Genomic DNA, 17,687 nt, shown 5'->3' on the forward strand with positions numbered 1-17,687 from the left:
GGGCTTTTTTATGTTACGCAAAAGTTACTAACGCATTGCTTTTATTAACTTTTAATAAATCCGATCCCGCTCGCAATGAATACCCGCACATCATGTAATGATTTGGCAAAATCTGTTTACATTGATGAGGGCGTTCATGATTACGATGGAATTTCTGGTCATTATCCTTTGCCTGCTGGCAGGTACGCGGTTTGGCGGTATGGGGCTTGGCCTGATAAGCGGCATTGGGCTGTTTATTCTCTGCTTTATCTTTGGCCTGCAGCCCGGTAAACCCCCGGTCGATGTGATGCTCACCATCCTGGCGGTGATCGGCTGTGCGGCCACACTGCAAACCGCAGGCGGGTTAAATGTGATGATGCAGTTTGCGGAACGGCTGCTGCGCCGACATCCTCAGCACATTACCCTGCTGGCCCCTTTTACCACCTGGATGCTGACCTTTCTCTGCGGCACGGGGCATGTGGTTTACACCATGTTTCCTATTATCGCCGACATCGCGCTGAAAAAAGGGATTCGCCCCGAGCGCCCGATGGCCGTGGCCTCTATTGCTTCGCAGATGGCGATCACCGCATCGCCAGTCTCTGTGGCGGTGGTGTCATTGATCTCTATCCTTGCCCAGCATCACGGGGGCGGTCAGGCGTGGGGCATTCTGCAGATTCTGGCCGTGTCAGTACCCGCGTCGTTAGCGGGTGTGGCGATAGCGGCGCTCTGGAGCCTGCGCCGGGGCAAAGATCTGGCAGATGATGAAGCGTTTCAGAAGCGAATCAGCGATCCTGAGCAACGAAAGTTTATTTACGGTAGCACTGAGACCCTGCTTAACCAGCAATTTCAAAAACACGCCTGGTGGTCAACGTGGATATTCTTTGCCGCTATTGCGCTGGTGGTTCTGCTGGGGGCGTTACCTGATTTACGGCCGGCATTTGAGGTGAAAGGCAAGCTGACCCCGCTCTCAATGAACCTGGTCATTCAGATGATGATGCTGATAGCCGGTGCGGTAATGCTGGTGGTCTGCAAGGTTAATCCCTCATCCATTTCCAATGGCGCGGTCTTTAAAGCGGGTATGGTGGCCATCTTCTCGGTATTTGGCGTGGCGTGGATGAGCGATACCTTTTTCCAGGCCCATCTGGAAGAGTTAAAAATGGCCCTGGAGGGGGTAGTGAAGAACCATCCCTGGACCTACGCCCTCGTGCTGTTTTTAGTCTCAAAGCTGGTGAACAGCCAGGCGGCAGCCTTAACCGCCGTCGCGCCGATGGGGCTTATGCTGGGCATCGATCCCAAAATGCTGATTGCTTTCTTCCCCGCTTCGTACGGCTATTTTGTCCTGCCTACCTACCCCAGCGACCTCGCCTGTATCGGCTTTGACCGTTCCGGCACCACGCGGATTGGCAGATTAATCATCAACCACAGCTTTATCTTACCGGGGCTGATTGGGGTAGGCTGCGCCTGCGCGGTTAGTTACATGCTGGTGCAGTTGTTCTTCTAAAAACCTTTCCGGGCGGCGCGCTGCCGCCCGTTTAAAAACTTCACAAAAACGTTTCTAAATTCAAAACATCGGTTTATTTTAATGGGATTCGCCCTGCGGAGTGAACTTAAGCTCAATCAACGCAATGGCTTTCTGGATGGCGCGCAGGGTGACCGGGTCGGCGGCGGCAGGATGGCTGCTAAAATCGATGTTTTTGAGCTGGGTGGTCATCTTCTCGCGAACTTCGACCGGGGCAATGACGTCAAGCACGTCCAGAATCTGTTTAATGACCAGTTGGCAGGCGACCACGTCAGAGACCAGCTCCTGATCGGCACTCAGGTTTTGAGACATTTGGCTTCTCCTTATTGAAAGGCGGCCATAGTAGCAAAACTCCTGCCCTTGCACCTTCCCGGATGCCGTTTTCGGGCATAAAAAAACCTGCCGCAGCAGGTTTTTTTATCAGAACATCGCGCCAGGCGGGACGTCTTTGAAGGTTTTGCAGTAGGTTTCCCACATGCTCTTCAGGGTTGCGCGCAGTTTCATCGGTATGCTCCGGTTGTTTTTATGTGCAGGTGTTTTGGTTGATGCGCTTATAATATGACCTGCATCACAAAAATCAATGGTTTTGTGATACCCATCACTCATGCAAATGCCAGATAAATGGCGCATTTGACCAAAAATATAAGCAAAAACATGAGATTAAAATTAAACAAATCTCAGTAAAATTTAAAATTTTTTTAGTGGCAGAGGACTAATGGCAGAAAACAATACCGGTAAAGCCTCCGGTGGGCTCTCGCCCGCCGCGCTGTTGGTTGCCGGCGCCTTCTTTATGGAGTTTCTCGATGGCACCGTGATCGCCACGGCGCTTCCTGATATGGCTAAAAGCTTTGGCGTTCAGGCGGTCGATCTTAACATTGGCATTAGCGCCTATCTGATTACCCTGGCCGTGCTCATTCCGGCCAGCGGCTGGATTGCAGACCGCTTTGGCGCACGCAAAGTCTTTGCGCTTGCGTTAGCCATTTTCACCCTTGCCTCGGTATTTTGCGGGCTGGCCAATAGCGTCGATCAATTTGTCGCCATGCGTATTTTGCAGGGGATGGGCGGCGCCTTGATGGTACCGGTCGGGCGACTGGCCGTACTGCGCACTACGCCAAAACATCAGCTCATTACCGCTATCGCCACCCTCACCTGGCCTGCGCTGGTGGCCCCCATTATCGGACCTCCGCTCGGAGGCTTTATTACCAGCTATGCCAACTGGCGCTGGATCTTCTTTATCAATGTGCCGCTGGGCTTGATAGCTATCGCCCTGGCCCTGCGCATTATTCCCGATATCCGCGAGGAGGCCCGCCGTCCGTTTGACACGCCAGGCTTCATCGCCACCGCCATTGCGATGGTAAGCCTGGTCTATGCCATGGAGTCGCTGGGTGTCGGGCAGATAGACCTGGGGTTGACCCTGGGTTTGCTGGCACTCGGCACCGTCACGCTGGTCTGGGCTCTGCGCCACTTCCTGCGGGCACCATGGCCCATGATCCGCCTCGATGCCATGCAGGTGCCGACGTTTCGCGTCACAATGTACGGTGGCTCATTATTCCGCGCCTCTATCAGCGCGGTGCCGTTTCTGCTGCCGCTGCTGTTTCAGGTGGGGTTTGGAATGGATGCGTTTCACTCAGGGCTGTTGGTGCTGGCGGTATTTGTCGGTAACCTGACCATCAAACCGGCAACCACGCCGCTGATTCGCACGCTGGGATTCAAAAAATTGCTGCTCATCAACGGGACGCTGAACGTCCTGGCGCTGTTAGCCTGTGCCTTGTTGACCCCCGAGACGCCCGTCTGGCTTATTATGCTGATTCTCTATCTCGGCGGCGTGTTTCGTTCAGTGCAGTTTACCGCAATTAGCACCCTCGCTTTTGCAGATGTCCCTTCACCACAAATGAGCTATGCCAACACCCTCTTCTCGACCGCTACCCAACTGGCCGTGGGGCTGGGCATCACGCTTGGCGCAATCGGGATCCGCATTGGTGAGCTTTTTAGCGAGATGCTGGAGATTAACGCGCTGCCCGGCATTAGCTTCCGGCTGGCGTTTGTGGTGATTGCGCTGATCTGCCTGGCAGGCATGTTCGATACGCTGCGGCTGACGAAAAACGCCGGTAGCGCCGTCTCGGGTAAGCAGGCATAAAAAAAGCCAGCTGCTGCTGGCTTTTTATTACTACCTACAAATTAGCCAACAATACCGCGAACAAAGGCTTCGATCTCTTTATCCTGGCAGTTTTCAAAGAAGCACTGCTGGAAGCGCTGACCCGTTACTGCGGTTTTCACCAGTTCCGGATCGATGGCGCGCAGCGTGTCGAGATAGTTATCTTTGACCACCGCCGCTTTCACCTGGTTAAGAATGCCGGCATTACGCACCTGCGGCTCTTTACGCTCTGGTGGATAGCCTTCGCCTTTACGCCCCGTGAAGGCTTTTTCAAAGATAAAGCGCACGTTCAGCTCTGCACCCCAGCCGAAGCCTTTCGCAAAAGGCAGCGCCAGCGCGTTACCGTTGTTAATCTGTGCAAACAGGAACGCATCTGCCGGATCGATGCAGTAGCCGCAGTTCACCCCCGGATGGATGTTCAGGGACATCAGTGCACCCTGGCCAGTGCCGCAGCCGGCGATAACAAAATCAACTGCTTTGGAGTTGAGCAGGATGCTCGCCATGATACCGAGGTGAATATAGGTCAGATGGTGATCTTGCTCATCGCTCATGCCGACGTTAAACACCGGGAAACCTTTCTCATCGGCAACGGCGTTTAATTCATTGAGGATGATGGCGTTTTTGCTCGCCTGGCTGTTTTCCATCATCAGTGCAATTTTCATTCTTCATCTCCTGAATGCGTGGCGGGCTTTCCCGCGGTGAATAGCTAACCTTTTCAACCTTACTACTTAGCAAACATACTTTCAAATTAACTGAAAAATAGTTTTAAAAAATAAAGATGGGCTCACAGTTTCGTCCTTTAACCGTTTTGCTGCATGGATTCACAACCTGAAAAAAAGCTTAGTCGCCCTGCTCTTCTTTTGACTAGACTGCAAGAAAAAGACGACAAACCATCAGTTCGAGGTTTAACTGTGAATTTGCGCCGCCCGACGCTTCGTTTCACCGCTTTGCGTGTCGCCATCCTGTTTATGACGACATTATGGACCCCCTGGCTACTTGCCAGCTCAGAGCCTGCCGCTGACGCAGTGCCGGTCTGGATCTACAATGCGGACAGCTTCGAATTCTGGCACACGCCGCAGGGTGAGGCGCGCGGGTTTTATCCCATACTCGTTTCAGCCCTTAATCAACGCTTTAACCTCAATCTGCAACTGCGTCCGATTTCCGGCAGTGAAATTGGCCAGCGTTTTAATACCGACGCTTATGGAGTCTATGTGGGCGTCTTGCGCACAGAACAGCGAGCCCGAACTAAACTCCTCTCCTCCCGGCTATTTGATAATGAAGTGGTAGCCGCCAGCCAGACACAGCAGATTAGTACGCTGGAGCCGTTACGCCATGCTCGCGTCCTGTTTCGCGAAAACGACGCTACCCTCGCAAGCGTGAAACAGCGCTACCCCGATCTCACCTTCCGCTCTCTGCGCGAGGTGGCCAGCAGCGATGAAGCGTTTCGACTGTTGAGCGAGAATAAAGCCGATTTCTACATTAACGACGCCAGCGAAATGGAGAATACGGCCCGCTATTATGTTATCTCCCGCCCCTTCCCCGAACTTCGAATTCCGGTAGTCATGACCTTCAGCCCCGATCTGCGCCCGTTACGGGAGCAGGTCAACACGTTAATTAGCGAATGGTTTCGTAGCGGAAAGATGCGCCACCTGCTCGAAGAGAGTAAGCGCGATTATCTCCTGAGCCGTATCACGCTGTCTGAGGCCAAGCGCGACTGGTTACAGCAGCATCATTTACAGGTCTGGCTGCCCAAAAATGAGAACTACGCCCCGGTGATCTGGAGAGAGGGTCAGGGTTATCATGGCATCGCCCTCAATATGATCAACGACATGCGCGAACTGCTCGGGATGAAAGTGGACGTGCAGTTTATCGATGATTACGCAACTGCCCTGCGAAAGCAGCAGTGGCCGGTGCGGCTACTCAATATCGCTGAGTCGAAAGGTGATAACCTCACCCAGGGGCAGATTGGGCCCACCATTCCCTGGCACAATGCGTATTACAATCTTATCGGCCACCCCTTTTTGTGGGATGAAGAGAGTATCCGTAACCAGCGTATCGGGGTACTCACGGGCTCCTTTGCTCAAACCTATCTGCAACGTCGCTTCGGCGAGGACGTGACGATCGTTAACCGCGCCTCTGTCGACCAGTTGATCGCTGCCATAGAAGATAAAGAGATAGATTATATTCTCGGCGACCTCAGTACGCTGGAAGCCGCCCTTCGCGGAAATGAACTGTTCCGCGGCGTGCTCAAAGTGGCAGGGGTAACCCGGTCAGAGTTCGAGATCGGTCCCTGGGTCGCCCCCGACCATCCGCTGCATAATCTGCTGAGCCAGGTGCAGCGGCTCTCCAGTTTCCGCACGCAGCTCGAACGGCAGGAAAAACCGGATACCTTACCGGAGCTGACGAAAAACAGCTGGAAGATGATCAGCGTAATACTGCTTATCGCCTCGCTATTCAGCCTCGGAATGCTGGTGATGATGTGGCGGCACATGCAGAAAAACCGGCTGGTCAATCGCAATATCGTGCAGGCGCTGGAGAAGGTCAACCGCGCACACGATGACGAAACCGGCAGCCATATTCAGCGGGTGGCGAAATATTGCGGGATGATGGCTCGTGAACTGGGCCTGCCCCGTCGTACTGTTCACGATATCGAACACTTCGCCTCACTCCACGACGTCGGCAAAATTGCGGTGCCCGATCGTATTCTGCGTAAACAGGGCAAACTCACCCCGGAAGAGTTCAGCGAAATGAAACTGCACGTGCTGAAGGGTTGGCGCGTTATTCAGGGGCTGGGACTGGGGCCCGTGGCAGAAAACATGATCCACTTCCATCATGAGAAGTGGGATGGCAGTGGCTATCCGCAGGGGCTACGCGGCGAGGAGATTCCAGTAGAGGCGCGTATTCTGGCGCTGGCGGACGTCTACGACGCCCTTCGTCAGAAGCGGATTTATAAGCCCGCCTTCAGCCATGAAGAGGCCTGCGAGGTGATCCTCGCAGGCAACGGACGCCATTTCGATCCCATGCTGGTTCAGTTGTTTCGCCGTCACCATCTGGCGTTTCAGGCCATCTTCGACAGCATGGCCGATTAACTATCAGTAAAGAAAGGGGATAAACCCCGGCTATTCAGGCCATTGCGCGCGCAGGGTCACGGTAGGATAAGCTATTTCACCTCATGCAGAGTGTTCCATGAAGAAAGTATGCCTTAGTGCCCTGCTCTTATTGCTGACGGGATGTAGCGTAACCCGGCAGGCGGAAGTGAGTCGCGTCGATGTGCCGCAGGGCCTCGTCTGGATGAATTACGGTCAGGCCGCACTGCAAAATGCCCGCTACGACGCTTATGTGACAAACGGCACCGCCACCCGCGAATGCCAGGCGATGGGCTACAACACGGCCATGGCCTACGGACAGCCGGTTAAAACCTGTAGCGTGATTAGCGGCTCGCTGTGCCTGAACGAAACGGTGACCATTCAGTATCAGTGTCAGGGCTTTGCCCCAAATCCGGTGACGGCCCCCGCTTATTATTAATCTGATTGCCAGTTTACCCGGCTGGCAATATTTCTATTAAACACGAAACAGAATAATTCTCATTAATATAATTTAATAAGCCTCAATGCGTGTTATTCCCATTCGTATTATGATCATTTAATTATTTATTTTAACTTTTGCAAATATATAAATAACAAATTATAGTGGCGTTCGCGTTGACCAATGAATAATAAAACGGAGCGACACCATGCTTAAACCTGAAATGATCGACAAGCTGAATGAGCAAATGAATCTGGAGCTTTTCTCCTCTCTGCTTTATCAACAGATGAGCGCCTGGTGTAGTTACCATAGCTTTGAAGGCGCTGCGGCTTTCCTGCGCCGCCACGCTCAGGAAGAGATGACGCACATGCAGCGCCTGTTCGATTACCTGACCGATACCGGCAGCCTGCCACGCATCGCACCGGTCGCCTCGCCCGTCGCTGAATATGGCTCACTGGATGAATTGTTCCGTGCCACCTATGAACACGAGCAGCTGATCACCCAAAAAATTAATGAGCTGGTTCACTCTGCTATGATCGGCCAGGATTATCCCACCTTTAATTTCCTGCAGTGGTATGTCGCGGAACAACACGAAGAAGAGAAACTGTTTAAATCTGTTCTCGATAAACTGTCGCTGGCGGGTAAATCGGGCGAAGGTCTGTACTTTATTGATAAAGAGCTGGCTACACTCGACGCACAGAAATAATTATTCCGCGGCGCCTTCAATGGGCGCCGTTATTATTTTCAGTGCTTACATATCTTACTTTCGTCTGTTGTGAACCCCGCCTCCAGCGGAATAAATTTCCCTTTCCCGGCCAGAAAGGCTACCAGCTCTGCCGCGGTCATCTGCGCGGCTGAACAGGTGTGAAAACGAGCCTTATCACCAAAACGCGCAATAATGGCCGCCGCCAGGCTCTGCCGGGTGTAGCGCTCGCCGGATGCTATCATCATGGTTAATACTTCGTGACCGTGTATCGATGCCATAAACCCTCCAGATTAAAGCCGCAGCCTACCCGTTTCGCCCTACGCTTGCCTTGCGCTGGCGCAGGTTTACATGCAGCCTGCACAGCTGGTGCAGCGCCAGTCATGGCGATTTACGGCCTGATAAAACTGGCGGTATGAGCGGCTTTCCAGCGGTATGCCCTGGTCGTAAAAGAGGTCGGTTAGCCACTCCACGTTTGCAATGATCCACTCATCTTCTTCCAGACCCTGCGCAAAGGTCTCGTCCTCCGGATCAATGATGGAGTAGATACCCCAGGTCCCCATCTCTTTTTCGCGTCGCGATTCGGGCAACGTCAGGGGCTGCCCTTGCCAGAGGATGGTCCAGTGTCCGTGACAGAGCAAATTACCTGAGCGGCTCCAGGATGCCTGAAATGGGTTGCTGTCAGTCATCACTACCTCATTTTTTTGATTATTTGCGGGATTTGTTTACGTTACGCCCGATTGTGCCGGGAAAACATTGTCCTTATGAAGTAGATGGATTTACCAAATTTGTTGGGCAAATGTCCGGAAAGCATGTCCGGCGAATTTTTGTAAAGAAATAATTACAGAGCATGTAACGCCGGTTTGACGAGGCGGCACTTTTCCCTTACTCTGCGCCGCAGATTGGTTCGCGGTATGGCAATGCTGTAGAGGAAAGAGTGAAAAACAGAACGCTGGGAAGTATTTTTATCGTCGCCGGAACGACGATTGGCGCAGGAATGCTGGCAATGCCGCTGGCGGCTGCAGGAGTCGGGTTTGGCGTTACGCTGGCGTTGCTGGGCGGATTATGGGCGCTAATGTGTTACACCGCCTTGTTGCTGCTGGAAGTGTATCAACACGTTCCTGCCGATACCGGCCTGGGTTCGCTGGCGGGTCGCTATCTGGGCCGCTATGGTCAATGGCTTACCGGCTTTAGCATGATGTTCCTGATGTATGCCCTGACGGCGGCCTACGTGAGCGGCGCCGGCGAGCTGATTGCTTCCAGCATTAACGACTGGTTCGGTGCGGATATCGCCCCCTCTACCGGCGTGATCTTCTTTACGCTGATTGGCGGCGCGGTGGTCTGCGTGGGTACCGCCCTGGTGGATCTCTTTAACCGCTTCCTTTTTACCGCCAAAATTATCTTCCTGGTGGTCATGCTTGGCTTACTGGCGCCGCACATTCATCAGGTCAACCTGCTCACGTTACCGCTGGAAAAGGGGCTAGCGCTTTCGGCTATCCCGGTTATTTTTACCTCATTTGGCTTCCATGGTAGCGTACCCAGCATTGTCAGTTACATGGATGGCAACGTACGTAAGCTGCGCTGGATTTTTATCACCGGTAGCGCGATTCCGCTGATTGCCTATATCTTCTGGCAGTTGGTCACGCTGGGCAGTATTAACGCGCCTACCTTTATGGGGCTGATGGCTAACCATTCCGGGCTGAACGGTTTCCTGCAGGCACTGCGGGAAGTGGTTGCCTCACCGCACGTGGAACTGGCCGTGCATCTGTTTGCCGATCTGGCGCTGGCAACCTCGTTCCTGGGGGTGGCGCTGGGGCTGTTTGATTACCTTGCCGATCTGTTCCAGCGTAGCCGGTCCGCTGCCGGGCGGATACAGACCGGGGTCATCACTTTCCTGCCGCCGCTGGCGTTCGCCCTCTTCTATCCGCGCGGATTTGTTATGGCGCTGGGGTATGCCGGCGTCGCGCTGGCGGTGCTCGCCCTACTGCTTCCGTCGATGCTGGCATGGCAGAGCCGCAAACAACATGCTGCTGGAGGGTACCGGGTGCCAGGCGGGAAACCGGCGCTCTGTCTGGTCTTTGCCTGCGGGATTGGCATTATTCTGGTGCAGCTGGCTATTGCTGCCGGGCTTTTACCGGAGCCTGGATAAAATAAAAGGGCTCATTGTGATGAGCCCTCTTTATTAATGTAAGCAGCAGCTTTTAAACTTCTTACCGCTGCCACACGGACAGGGATCGTTACGCCCGACTTTGGTGCCATTAATCACCGGCTGCTGGCTTACTGGCTGCTGCGGATTCGCTGCCCAGTACGCATACAGACGCAGCGCCGCCGGACGAATCTGCGCTACGCTTTCGTGGAACGCCTCTTCGGTCATCTCATCCAGACGCGAGAAGTTCTCTTCTGAGCCGTGCAGAGCAATAAGATCCAGATCGGCTTTCAACGTTTCTGGCAGGGTTGACCAGTCGGTGAGTGCCACGCCGCGCATATAGCCGAAGCACCACTCTTCCACCACGGTGTACTCCTGCCCATCCATCTCGTTAAAACCAAACATCGGCTCAAACTGATCCGGATAGTCGCTCAGCCGTTCGGCAATGTCGTTCATGTGCTTAAAACTGAGGTTAATGAAGCGGTTCATTTCGCGCTCATTTTTCCAGCGTGGAATGTTCTTCTCACCGCCCCATACGGCCACCAGCCAGCGATCCGGTTCAACCACTACCGGGCCGGAGAGCACGGCAGTCAGCATACCGTCGAGCTCTGAGACGTCCATAATCGACTCGTCGTCATGACCATAAGCCATTAACGTCTCTTCCAGCCACTCCATTTCGGATGCATTTAATGGGCCTTCGGACATGATTGTGCTACTCCTGAATAAAAATGTATTCCCTCGATCGTAACACATAACGCCCCACTACGGGCGCACGACCTTGCCTGGCTAACAGGGCCCCAAATCGTGACCGCTGCACAACTTACGGGCATTCATGTTAATGAGATGTGATCCCCGCTGGAATTTCACCTTGCCGCCTCAGGCGGCGTAAAACGACGCTCTATACTCAGAATTGTCGGAACCCAGACGATGGGTTTACGACCTGGCAACAATTTTGCTTATTTTTTCCTCGCGGCGTTCTCGCCTCAGGAAACCTCGCCGTCATAAGCAGAGCCTTGCTGGTCTGTCGTTCAGAGCTTTGTGTTCTCATTAATGTGTTGGTATTGGGTGCGCCATCCGGCGTTCGGCTACACAGGGTTGCGCAAAAACCGCTCAGAAAAGGTACATCATAATGTCGCTGAAACTAATCAGAAGTCCTCTTTCGCTGGTGTTGGCAGGTTGTCTGGTGACGGCATTTTCCGCCCAGGCAGATATCGTTATCGGTGTGGCCGGGCCCTTTACCGGCCCGAACGCAACCTATGGCGACCAATACTGGCATGGCGCAACCCAGGCCGCCGAAGATATCAATGCCGCAGGGGGGATCAACGGCGAGAAGATTAAGCTGGTACAGGGGGATGATGCCTGTGAACCCAAACAGGCCGTTGCCGTGGCTAACCGCCTCGTTGATCAGGATAAAGTGAAGGCCGTGGTCGGCCATTTCTGCTCTTCATCGACCATGCCGGCCTCCGAGGTATATAGCGATGCCGGCATCATCGCCATCACCCCCGGCTCTACCAACCCACTCATAACTGAACGCGGCATGAGCGATATGTTCCGCATGTGCGGGCGCGATGACCAGCAGGGTCAGGTGGCGAGTGACTTCATCATCGATAAGTTGAAAGCCAAACGCGTGGTGATCATTCACGATAAAGATACCTATGGACAGGGGTTGGCGGATGCAACAAAGACCGCGCTGGCGAAACGCGGCGTGAAGGATGTGATGTACGAAGGGCTGTCGCGCGGCGAGAAAGATTTCAACGCGCTGGTCACTAAAATTGGTGCGCAAAAGCCAGACGTCGTCTTCTTTGGCGGTTGTCATCCGGAGGCCGGGCCTCTGGTGCGTCAGATGCGCGAGCAAGGGGTTCAGGCCAAATTCTTCTCCGGCGACTGTATTGTGAATGAGGAGATGGTTACCGCTGCCGGTGGCGCGCAGTATACCAATGGCATCTATATGACCTTTGGCAAAGATCCGCGTCTTATTCCGGATGGCAAAGCGGTTATCGAGAAGTTCCGTACCGCCAAATTTGAACCTGAGGGCTACACCCTCTACGCCTATGCCTCTATTCAGGCCATTGCCGCCGCCTTTAAGGCCAGCGGTGGTACCGACTCGGCCAAAGCCAGCGCCTGGCTGAAAGCGAACCCGGTGGAAACGGTCATGGGTAAAAAGGCCTGGGACGAAAAAGGCGACCTGAAGGTCTCTGACTACGTGGTTTACCAGTGGGACGATAAAGGCAAATACCAGGAAGTGCCGTAACGGGACGGCGTCACGCTCATCGTTGGCAGGAACCTCTGCCGACGCACGATAACCAGAGGGCCGCACTCCCTGCGGCCTGATACACGAGCGCGCGATGATGAGTACATTCTTTTTGCAACAGCTGGTCAATGGCCTGACGCTGGGTTCGGTCTACGGATTAATCGCCATCGGCTATACCATGGTTTACGGCATTATCGGCATGATCAACTTCGCCCACGGCGAGGTGTATATGATCTCCGCCTATCTGTGCGCTATCGGTCTCGCCCTCCTCGCCTTCTTTGGGCTTGAGTCCTTTCCTTTGTTGATCCTCGGCACGCTGGTTTTCACCATTGTGGTCACGGGGGTATATGGCTGGACCATCGAACGCATTGCCTATAAGCCGCTACGTAACTCTACCCGGCTGGCACCCCTGATCTCTGCCATCGGGATGTCATTGATCCTGCAAAACTATGCCCAGCTTAGCCAGGGGCCGCGCCAGCAAGGGGTCCCTACCATGCTGGACGGGGTCCTGCGTTTCCATATTGGCGAAGGCTTTGTGCAGATAACCTATACCAAAGTGTTTATTTTGATCGCCTCGTTTGCCGGCATGGCGCTGTTAACCTGGATCATCGCCCATACCCGGCTGGGCCGGATGTGCCGGGCGGTGCAACAGGATCGTAAGATGGCCTCGATTTTGGGTATCAATACCGACCGCATCATATCGCTGGTGTTTGTGATTGGCGCCGCGATGGCCGGCCTGGCAGGGGTATTGATCACCATGAACTACGGCACCTTTGATTTCTATGCCGGCTTTGTGATTGGGATAAAAGCCTTCACTGCCGCCGTACTGGGGGGGATTGGCTCGCTGCCCGGAGCGATGCTCGGCGGACTCATTCTTGGGATTGCCGAAGCGCAGTTTTCTGGGATGGTGAACTCCGACTACAAAGATGTCTTCTCGTTTGGCTTGCTGGTGGTGATCCTGATTTTCCGTCCTCAGGGACTGCTCGGCCGCCCGGTTGTGGCTAAGGTGTGAGGGACGAACAATGGCTGATGATTTCTCACTGAAGCGCTGTCTGCTGGATAGCCTGCTGGCAGGTATGATTGCCCTGATTATTTTTGGCCCCATCGTCGGCGTGGTGCTGGATGGCTACAGCTTTAATTTTGAAGGACGGCGGCTGGCATGGATTGTGGCGACCGTGGTGCTGGGACGATTTTTACTGAGCGCCTTTCTGATGACCGCCGCCGGCAAGCGCCTGTTAGCGCGCTTCGACACCGACAACGCCGGGGTCTATGTTCGCCCGCCGGGGTATAAAAGCCGCCTGCGCTGGATAATCCCCCTGCTGCTGGCCCTGGCCCTCTGCTTTCCCTTTATCGCAACCAAGTACCTGCTGACGGTGGCGATCCTTGGGTTGATCTACGTCCTGTTGGGGCTGGGGCTGAACATTGTGGTCGGGCTGGCGGGACTACTGGACCTGGGCTACGTGGCATTTTACGCCATCGGCGCTTATGGCCTGGCGCTGGGGTATCAATATCTGGGTCTGGGATTCTGGACGATGCTGCCGCTGGCGGCGCTGATGGCGGCCGCGGCCGGCGCGCTGCTCGGTTTCCCGGTACTGCGGATGCACGGTGACTATCTCGCCATCGTAACGCTCGGCTTCGGGGAGATCATCCGGCTTATCCTCAACAACTGGCTCAGCTTTACCGGCGGACCAAACGGTATATCTGCCCCGCCTCCTACCCTGTTTGGCCTGGAGTTCGGACGGCGTGCAAAGGATGGCGGCGTTCCATTTCACGAGTTTTTCCACCTCACCTATAACCCCAATCTGAAGTTCATCTTTATTTATGCCGTCCTCATACTGGTGGTGATGCTGGTTCTGTACGTCAAGCATCGGCTGACCCGCATGCCAATTGGCCGGGCGTGGGAAGCGCTGCGCGAAGATGAGGTGGCCTGCCGCGCGATGGGGTTGAATCACGTGCTGGTGAAATTGTCTGCCTTTACGCTCGGCGCCTCGACTGCCGGGATCGCAGGGGTGTTTTTCGCCACCTATCAGGGTTTCGTCAACCCCACCTCCTTTACGTTCTTTGAGTCGGCCCTGATTCTCGCCATTGTTGTGCTGGGTGGGATGGGATCGACGCTGGGTGTGGTGCTGGCGGCGTTTGTTCTGACCGTCACCCCTGAACTGCTGCGCAGCTTCGCCGAATATCGCGTCTTGCTGTTCGGCATGCTGATGGTGGTGATGATGATCTGGCGGCCACGGGGCCTGATTCGCATCAACCGCAGCGGTTACACCCCGCGCAAGGGAGTAGCACCATGAACGGGACCATACTGAGCGTGGAGCACCTGATGATGCACTTTGGTGGTATCAAGGCGCTTAATGACGTGAATCTCGAGGTGCAGCGCGGATCCATCACGGCGCTTATCGGCCCCAACGGCGCCGGAAAAACCACCGTGTTTAACTGCCTCACCGGTTTTTATAAAGCATCCGGCGGGAACATTCTCTTTCATACCCGGCAGAGATCCACCAATGTGATTCAGGTGCTGGGGCAGAAGTTCCAGCCCGACGACTGGATCAACCCTGCCCAGCTGGGACGACGGCTGTTCTTTAAAATGTTTGGTGGTACCCATCTGGTCAACCGCGCCGGACTGGCGCGTACCTTTCAAAATATCCGTCTGTTTCGGGAAATGTCAGTGGTAGAGAACCTGCTGGTCGCGCAGCATATGCGCGTTAACCGCAATCTTCTGGCGGGGGTGCTCAATACCCCTGCTTACCGCCGGGCAGAGAGCCAGGCGCTGGACCGGGCCTTTTACTGGCTGGAGGTGGTGGATTTGGTGGATTGCGCTAACCGGCTGGCGGGTGAGATGTCTTACGGCCAGCAGCGGCGCCTGGAGATCGCGCGCGCCATGTGCACCGGCCCGGAACTCATCTGTCTGGATGAACCCGCTGCCGGGTTAAACCCGGTGGAAACCCGTGCGCTGAGTAAAATCATTCGCTTTTTACGCGACCATCACCACATTACGGTCCTGTTGATTGAGCATGATATGGGGATGGTGATGGAGATCTCCGATCATATTATTGTTCTGGACCATGGAGATGTGATTGCTCAGGGGAAACCTGACCAGATACAGCATGATGAGAAAGTGATTGCTGCGTATCTGGGCACCGATGAATCCGAGGTGAATCTATGAGTCTGCCGATGCTGGAATTTCGGGAAGTCGACGTTTTCTACGGCGCGATTCAGGCGTTAAGGCAGGTGTCGCTGCAGGTTAATGCGGGGGAGACCGTGGCGCTGATAGGCGCTAACGGCGCCGGGAAGTCGACGCTGTTGATGTCCATCTTTGGCCAGCCACGCATTCGTCAGGGGCAGATCCTCTTTTGTGGCGAGGATATCAGCCATAAATCTACACACTACGTTGCGTCGGGCGGCATCGCCCAGGCACCGGAAGGACGGCGGATCTTTCCGGATATGACCGTTGAAGAGAACCTGCTGATGGGCACCATTCCGGTCGGGAATCAGTATGCGGCCGAGGATCTGCAAAGCATGTTTGACCTCTTCCCGCGCCTGAAAGAGCGGCGTAAACAGCGGGCGATGACCATGTCCGGCGGCGAACAGCAGATGCTGGCCATCGCCCGGGCGTTAATGAGTCGCCCCAAATTATTGCTGCTGGACGAGCCCAGCCTCGGCCTCGCCCCTATCGTGGTGAAACAGATATTCCAGACGCTGCGCGAGCTGGCCCGCAACGGGATGACAATCTTCCTGGTTGAACAGAATGCGCACCATGCCCTGAAGTTGTCCGATCGCGGCTATGTGATGGTTAACGGGCAGATTCGCCTGAGCGGCAGCGGTGAGGCGCTGTTAGGGGACCCGGAGGTGAGAAAGGCGTATCTGGGTGGGGTGTAACAAAAACAAAAAAACCACCCGGAGGTGGTTTCACGACACTGCTTATTGCTTTGATTATTCTTTGTATCCCATGGTACCCGGAGCGAGACTTGAACTCGCACAGCGCGAACGCCGAGGGATTTTAAATCATGCGTGTTATCATTATATATCAATTACATATGATAATTTTTCGCCAATAACACATAATTATTAGATCAGATGAATCAACAACTTACATATATTAAAAAGTCGTAATGGCGAAAGAATTTCGGGATGGCACCATGCTTAAATTGGTGAGTCATCCTCTCGGGCACGATTGATGAAAAACGTCACCCTGCCCATTACCTCTACTTCCTCCATAGCCTCTCCTTCTATCGCTTCACCATCGTCAGTGATTAACGATCGGCCCTGTAGTTTCGCAAACTGGGTATATCCACCACTAAGAATTAGCAGCACCTGCCCCTGTGAAAGTTTTGTCACCGGCTCAATAACGGCATAGCCGGTTCCCGTTTCGACGATACGACTCTGATCCGTTGTAAGCAGATCCTCAGGGTTTAATCTGCGTTCAACATAGTCGCTCGCCGGCGAAACGAACCCCATTATCGGATGTACCCCATATTGCGCATTATCCAGAGGCGGTTCGGGCTGCCGTCGGGTGTTTTATCTACGAATCCAGCCTGATACCGCTCTATCCAGTCATTGGCGTCAGCTTCTGTGAAATGCCAGTTCCTGGCGCGCAGCTCCCTGATAAAGTCAGCGGTGCGCAGGCACTGATACCCTTTCGGGTTTTTGTGTACGGCCGCAACGAAAGCGGCTCTTAAATCGGATTTTCTTGCCATAATTTTCCCTCCCCACAATTACTGTATATTTATACAGTTTATTTTGAAGGTGAAAATGGTCAATACCAGCATTGCCTATCAATTTTCATGAGTGGATAAGTCGTTGATGGAAATAGAGGCAGGGAATTTTTTATACAATGTACATACGGCTACGTCATAAATTATTGCTACCTGCTTTCTGTCCACACCTTTTGCGATCAACCTACCAGCCTGTGCCCATTGTTCTGGAGTTAACTTCGGACGCCTGCCACCGATGCGCCCTTTCTCACGAGCTGCTGCCAGTCCCGCCCGGGTACGCTCTACGATCAATTCCCTCTCCATTTCGGCCAGTGCTGACATGATATGGAAAATAAAACGCCCCATTGGGCTGGAAGTGTCGATGCTGTCGGTCAGGCTTTTGAAGTGAATGCCACGCTGCCGCAGTTCGTCCACCAACAGTACAAGGTTCCGCATGCTTCGCCCAAGTCGGTCCAGCTTCCACACCACCAACGTGTCACCCTCATTCAGGGTTCGCATAAGCTTTTTGAGGGCTGGCCGGTTCGCTACTGTTCCGCTCATTTTTTCTTCAAAAACCTGCTCACATCCTGCTCGCTCAAGGGCTTGTCTCTGTAGATCAGTGTTTTGCTCATTTGTTGACACCCTTACATAGCCAATTTGCATGTTTTTCACCCAATATATTCTGCAAAAAAAACAGGTGAAGTTATCGGCCAGG

20 protein-coding genes are annotated in these 17,687 nt (G+C 54.0%); 11 read left to right on the plus strand and 9 right to left on the minus strand.

The features are described 5' to 3' along the window. Window positions 1–136: 136 nt before the first annotated feature. Window positions 137–1,480 (plus strand): anaerobic C4-dicarboxylate transporter, encoded by a 1,344-nt coding sequence (locus B2Q93_RS14725; RefSeq protein WP_286933608.1) that lies wholly within the window; start codon window positions 137–139, stop codon window positions 1,478–1,480. A gap of 78 nt (window positions 1,481–1,558) precedes the next feature. On the opposite strand, the gene B2Q93_RS14730 is transcribed toward B2Q93_RS14725, so the two are convergent. Both B2Q93_RS14730 and azuC read right to left on the minus strand, forming a co-directional pair. After that, a complete protein-coding gene (locus B2Q93_RS14730) occupies window positions 1,559–1,810 on the minus strand; it encodes a DUF2766 family protein (RefSeq protein WP_046885075.1) in 252 nt (83 codons plus the stop codon). A 108-nt stretch (window positions 1,811–1,918) separates the two neighbouring features. After that, a complete protein-coding gene (gene azuC, locus B2Q93_RS21280) occupies window positions 1,919–2,128 on the minus strand; it encodes a stress response protein AzuC (protein WP_414672036.1) in 210 nt (69 codons plus the stop codon). Window positions 2,129–2,213: 85 nt separating this feature from the next. Here azuC and B2Q93_RS14735 point away from each other — a divergent pair, with 85 nt between their 5' ends. Then, a complete protein-coding gene (locus tag B2Q93_RS14735; RefSeq protein WP_286933609.1) occupies window positions 2,214–3,635 on the plus strand; it encodes an MFS transporter in 1,422 nt (473 codons plus the stop codon). A gap of 41 nt (window positions 3,636–3,676) precedes the next feature. Here the strand turns inward: B2Q93_RS14735 and B2Q93_RS14740 are convergent, their stop codons facing one another. Then, a complete protein-coding gene (locus B2Q93_RS14740) occupies window positions 3,677–4,315 on the minus strand; it encodes an RpiB/LacA/LacB family sugar-phosphate isomerase (RefSeq protein ID WP_046885073.1) in 639 nt (212 codons plus the stop codon). A 249-nt stretch (window positions 4,316–4,564) separates the two neighbouring features. Here B2Q93_RS14740 and B2Q93_RS14745 point away from each other — a divergent pair, with 249 nt between their 5' ends. The 3 genes from B2Q93_RS14745 to ftnA all read left to right on the plus strand — a co-directional run bounded on the left by B2Q93_RS14745 (window position 4,565) and on the right by ftnA (window position 7,884). Continuing rightward, the gene (locus B2Q93_RS14745) at window positions 4,565–6,742 is read left to right on the plus strand and encodes an HD domain-containing phosphohydrolase (RefSeq protein ID WP_286933610.1); all 2,178 of its coding nucleotides are present in this window, start codon (window positions 4,565–4,567) and stop codon (window positions 6,740–6,742) included. A 97-nt stretch (window positions 6,743–6,839) separates the two neighbouring features. Beyond that, complete coding sequence (yecR, locus tag B2Q93_RS14750; protein WP_040075065.1) at window positions 6,840–7,178, plus strand: YecR family lipoprotein; 339 nt, start codon at window positions 6,840–6,842, stop codon at window positions 7,176–7,178. A gap of 208 nt (window positions 7,179–7,386) precedes the next feature. Beyond that, window positions 7,387–7,884 carry a non-heme ferritin gene (ftnA, locus tag B2Q93_RS14755; protein ID WP_040075064.1) on the plus strand — a complete coding sequence of 166 codons (498 nt, stop codon included), beginning with the start codon at window positions 7,387–7,389 and terminating at the stop codon, window positions 7,882–7,884. Between the two features lie 38 nt (window positions 7,885–7,922). Here the strand turns inward: ftnA and B2Q93_RS14760 are convergent, their stop codons facing one another. Further along, a complete protein-coding gene (locus B2Q93_RS14760) occupies window positions 7,923–8,162 on the minus strand; it encodes a YecH family metal-binding protein (RefSeq protein WP_286933611.1) in 240 nt (79 codons plus the stop codon). 66 nt (window positions 8,163–8,228) lie between these two features. Beyond that, window positions 8,229–8,570: a hypothetical protein gene (locus B2Q93_RS14765; RefSeq protein ID WP_046885071.1), complete on the minus strand. Its 342-nt coding sequence runs from the start codon at window positions 8,568–8,570 to the stop codon at window positions 8,229–8,231. Window positions 8,571–8,818: 248 nt separating this feature from the next. Here B2Q93_RS14765 and tyrP point away from each other — a divergent pair, with 248 nt between their 5' ends. Next, window positions 8,819–10,030: a tyrosine transporter TyrP gene (tyrP, locus tag B2Q93_RS14770; RefSeq protein WP_286933612.1), complete on the plus strand. Its 1,212-nt coding sequence runs from the start codon at window positions 8,819–8,821 to the stop codon at window positions 10,028–10,030. Between the two features lie 33 nt (window positions 10,031–10,063). Here tyrP and B2Q93_RS14775 read toward each other — a convergent pair whose 3' ends face one another. Continuing rightward, entirely contained in the window at window positions 10,064–10,732 is a 669-nt protein-coding gene (locus tag B2Q93_RS14775) for a YecA family protein (protein ID WP_046885069.1), read from the minus strand. 424 nt (window positions 10,733–11,156) lie between these two features. Between B2Q93_RS14775 and B2Q93_RS14780 the strand changes: the two genes are divergently transcribed. From B2Q93_RS14780 to B2Q93_RS14800, 5 genes are all read left to right on the plus strand, one after another. Beyond that, window positions 11,157–12,278: a branched-chain amino acid ABC transporter substrate-binding protein gene (locus B2Q93_RS14780; protein WP_286933613.1), complete on the plus strand. Its 1,122-nt coding sequence runs from the start codon at window positions 11,157–11,159 to the stop codon at window positions 12,276–12,278. A 97-nt stretch (window positions 12,279–12,375) separates the two neighbouring features. Next, window positions 12,376–13,290, plus strand: coding sequence for an ABC transporter permease subunit (locus tag B2Q93_RS14785; protein WP_040078459.1), 915 nt, complete (start codon window positions 12,376–12,378; stop codon window positions 13,288–13,290). Between the two features lie 10 nt (window positions 13,291–13,300). Next, window positions 13,301–14,572 (plus strand): high-affinity branched-chain amino acid ABC transporter permease LivM, encoded by a 1,272-nt coding sequence (gene livM, locus B2Q93_RS14790; RefSeq protein WP_046885067.1) that lies wholly within the window; start codon window positions 13,301–13,303, stop codon window positions 14,570–14,572. After that, window positions 14,569–15,444 carry an ABC transporter ATP-binding protein gene (locus B2Q93_RS14795; RefSeq protein WP_286933614.1) on the plus strand — a complete coding sequence of 292 codons (876 nt, stop codon included), beginning with the start codon at window positions 14,569–14,571 and terminating at the stop codon, window positions 15,442–15,444. Before livM ends, B2Q93_RS14795 begins: the two co-directional genes overlap by 4 nt. After that, window positions 15,441–16,157: an ABC transporter ATP-binding protein gene (locus tag B2Q93_RS14800; protein ID WP_046885065.1), complete on the plus strand. Its 717-nt coding sequence runs from the start codon at window positions 15,441–15,443 to the stop codon at window positions 16,155–16,157. Before B2Q93_RS14795 ends, B2Q93_RS14800 begins: the two co-directional genes overlap by 4 nt. A 264-nt stretch (window positions 16,158–16,421) precedes the next feature. Here the strand turns inward: B2Q93_RS14800 and B2Q93_RS14805 are convergent, their stop codons facing one another. The 3 genes from B2Q93_RS14805 to B2Q93_RS14815 form a co-directional block, all read right to left on the minus strand. After that, on the minus strand, window positions 16,422–16,736 hold the full coding sequence (locus B2Q93_RS14805; RefSeq protein WP_286933616.1) for a hypothetical protein: 315 nt from the start codon (window positions 16,734–16,736) through the stop codon (window positions 16,422–16,424). After that, window positions 16,736–16,975 carry a hypothetical protein gene (locus tag B2Q93_RS14810; RefSeq protein WP_286933617.1) on the minus strand — a complete coding sequence of 80 codons (240 nt, stop codon included), beginning with the start codon at window positions 16,973–16,975 and terminating at the stop codon, window positions 16,736–16,738. The genes B2Q93_RS14805 and B2Q93_RS14810 overlap by 1 nt, the downstream gene beginning before the upstream one ends. A gap of 78 nt (window positions 16,976–17,053) precedes the next feature. After that, window positions 17,054–17,635: a recombinase family protein gene (locus tag B2Q93_RS14815; protein ID WP_286933625.1), complete on the minus strand. Its 582-nt coding sequence runs from the start codon at window positions 17,633–17,635 to the stop codon at window positions 17,054–17,056. Window positions 17,636–17,687 lie beyond the last annotated feature (52 nt).

This window comes from Leclercia sp. UBA5958 (genome assembly GCF_002430365.1).
GTDB lineage: Bacteria > Pseudomonadota > Gammaproteobacteria > Enterobacterales > Enterobacteriaceae > Enterobacter > Enterobacter pneumoniae.

What these genes read in the sequence shown, in the direction of transcription:
- B2Q93_RS14725 (WP_286933608.1), top strand. Translation starts at nt 137, where the DNA reads ATGATTACGATGGAATTTCTGGTCATTATCCTTTGCCTGCTGGCAGGT.
- B2Q93_RS14730 (WP_046885075.1), bottom strand. Translation starts at nt 1,810, where the DNA reads ATGTCTCAAAACCTGAGTGCCGATCAGGAGCTGGTCTCTGACGTGGTC.
- azuC (WP_414672036.1), bottom strand. Translation starts at nt 2,128, where the DNA reads ATGCGCCATTTATCTGGCATTTGCATGAGTGATGGGTATCACAAAACC.
- B2Q93_RS14735 (WP_286933609.1), top strand. Translation starts at nt 2,214, where the DNA reads ATGGCAGAAAACAATACCGGTAAAGCCTCCGGTGGGCTCTCGCCCGCC.
- B2Q93_RS14740 (WP_046885073.1), bottom strand. Translation starts at nt 4,315, where the DNA reads ATGAAAATTGCACTGATGATGGAAAACAGCCAGGCGAGCAAAAACGCC.
- yecR (WP_040075065.1), top strand. Translation starts at nt 6,840, where the DNA reads ATGAAGAAAGTATGCCTTAGTGCCCTGCTCTTATTGCTGACGGGATGT.
- ftnA (WP_040075064.1), top strand. Translation starts at nt 7,387, where the DNA reads ATGCTTAAACCTGAAATGATCGACAAGCTGAATGAGCAAATGAATCTG.
- B2Q93_RS14760 (WP_286933611.1), bottom strand. Translation starts at nt 8,162, where the DNA reads ATGGCATCGATACACGGTCACGAAGTATTAACCATGATGATAGCATCC.
- B2Q93_RS14765 (WP_046885071.1), bottom strand. Translation starts at nt 8,570, where the DNA reads ATGACTGACAGCAACCCATTTCAGGCATCCTGGAGCCGCTCAGGTAAT.
- B2Q93_RS14775 (WP_046885069.1), bottom strand. Translation starts at nt 10,732, where the DNA reads ATGTCCGAAGGCCCATTAAATGCATCCGAAATGGAGTGGCTGGAAGAG.
- B2Q93_RS14780 (WP_286933613.1), top strand. Translation starts at nt 11,157, where the DNA reads ATGTCGCTGAAACTAATCAGAAGTCCTCTTTCGCTGGTGTTGGCAGGT.
- B2Q93_RS14785 (WP_040078459.1), top strand. Translation starts at nt 12,376, where the DNA reads ATGAGTACATTCTTTTTGCAACAGCTGGTCAATGGCCTGACGCTGGGT.
- livM (WP_046885067.1), top strand. Translation starts at nt 13,301, where the DNA reads ATGGCTGATGATTTCTCACTGAAGCGCTGTCTGCTGGATAGCCTGCTG.
- B2Q93_RS14795 (WP_286933614.1), top strand. Translation starts at nt 14,569, where the DNA reads ATGAACGGGACCATACTGAGCGTGGAGCACCTGATGATGCACTTTGGT.
- B2Q93_RS14800 (WP_046885065.1), top strand. Translation starts at nt 15,441, where the DNA reads ATGAGTCTGCCGATGCTGGAATTTCGGGAAGTCGACGTTTTCTACGGC.
- B2Q93_RS14805 (WP_286933616.1), bottom strand. Translation starts at nt 16,736, where the DNA reads ATGGGGTTCGTTTCGCCGGCGAGCGACTATGTTGAACGCAGATTAAAC.
- B2Q93_RS14810 (WP_286933617.1), bottom strand. Translation starts at nt 16,975, where the DNA reads ATGGCAAGAAAATCCGATTTAAGAGCCGCTTTCGTTGCGGCCGTACAC.
- B2Q93_RS14815 (WP_286933625.1), bottom strand. Translation starts at nt 17,635, where the DNA reads ATGCAAATTGGCTATGTAAGGGTGTCAACAAATGAGCAAAACACTGAT.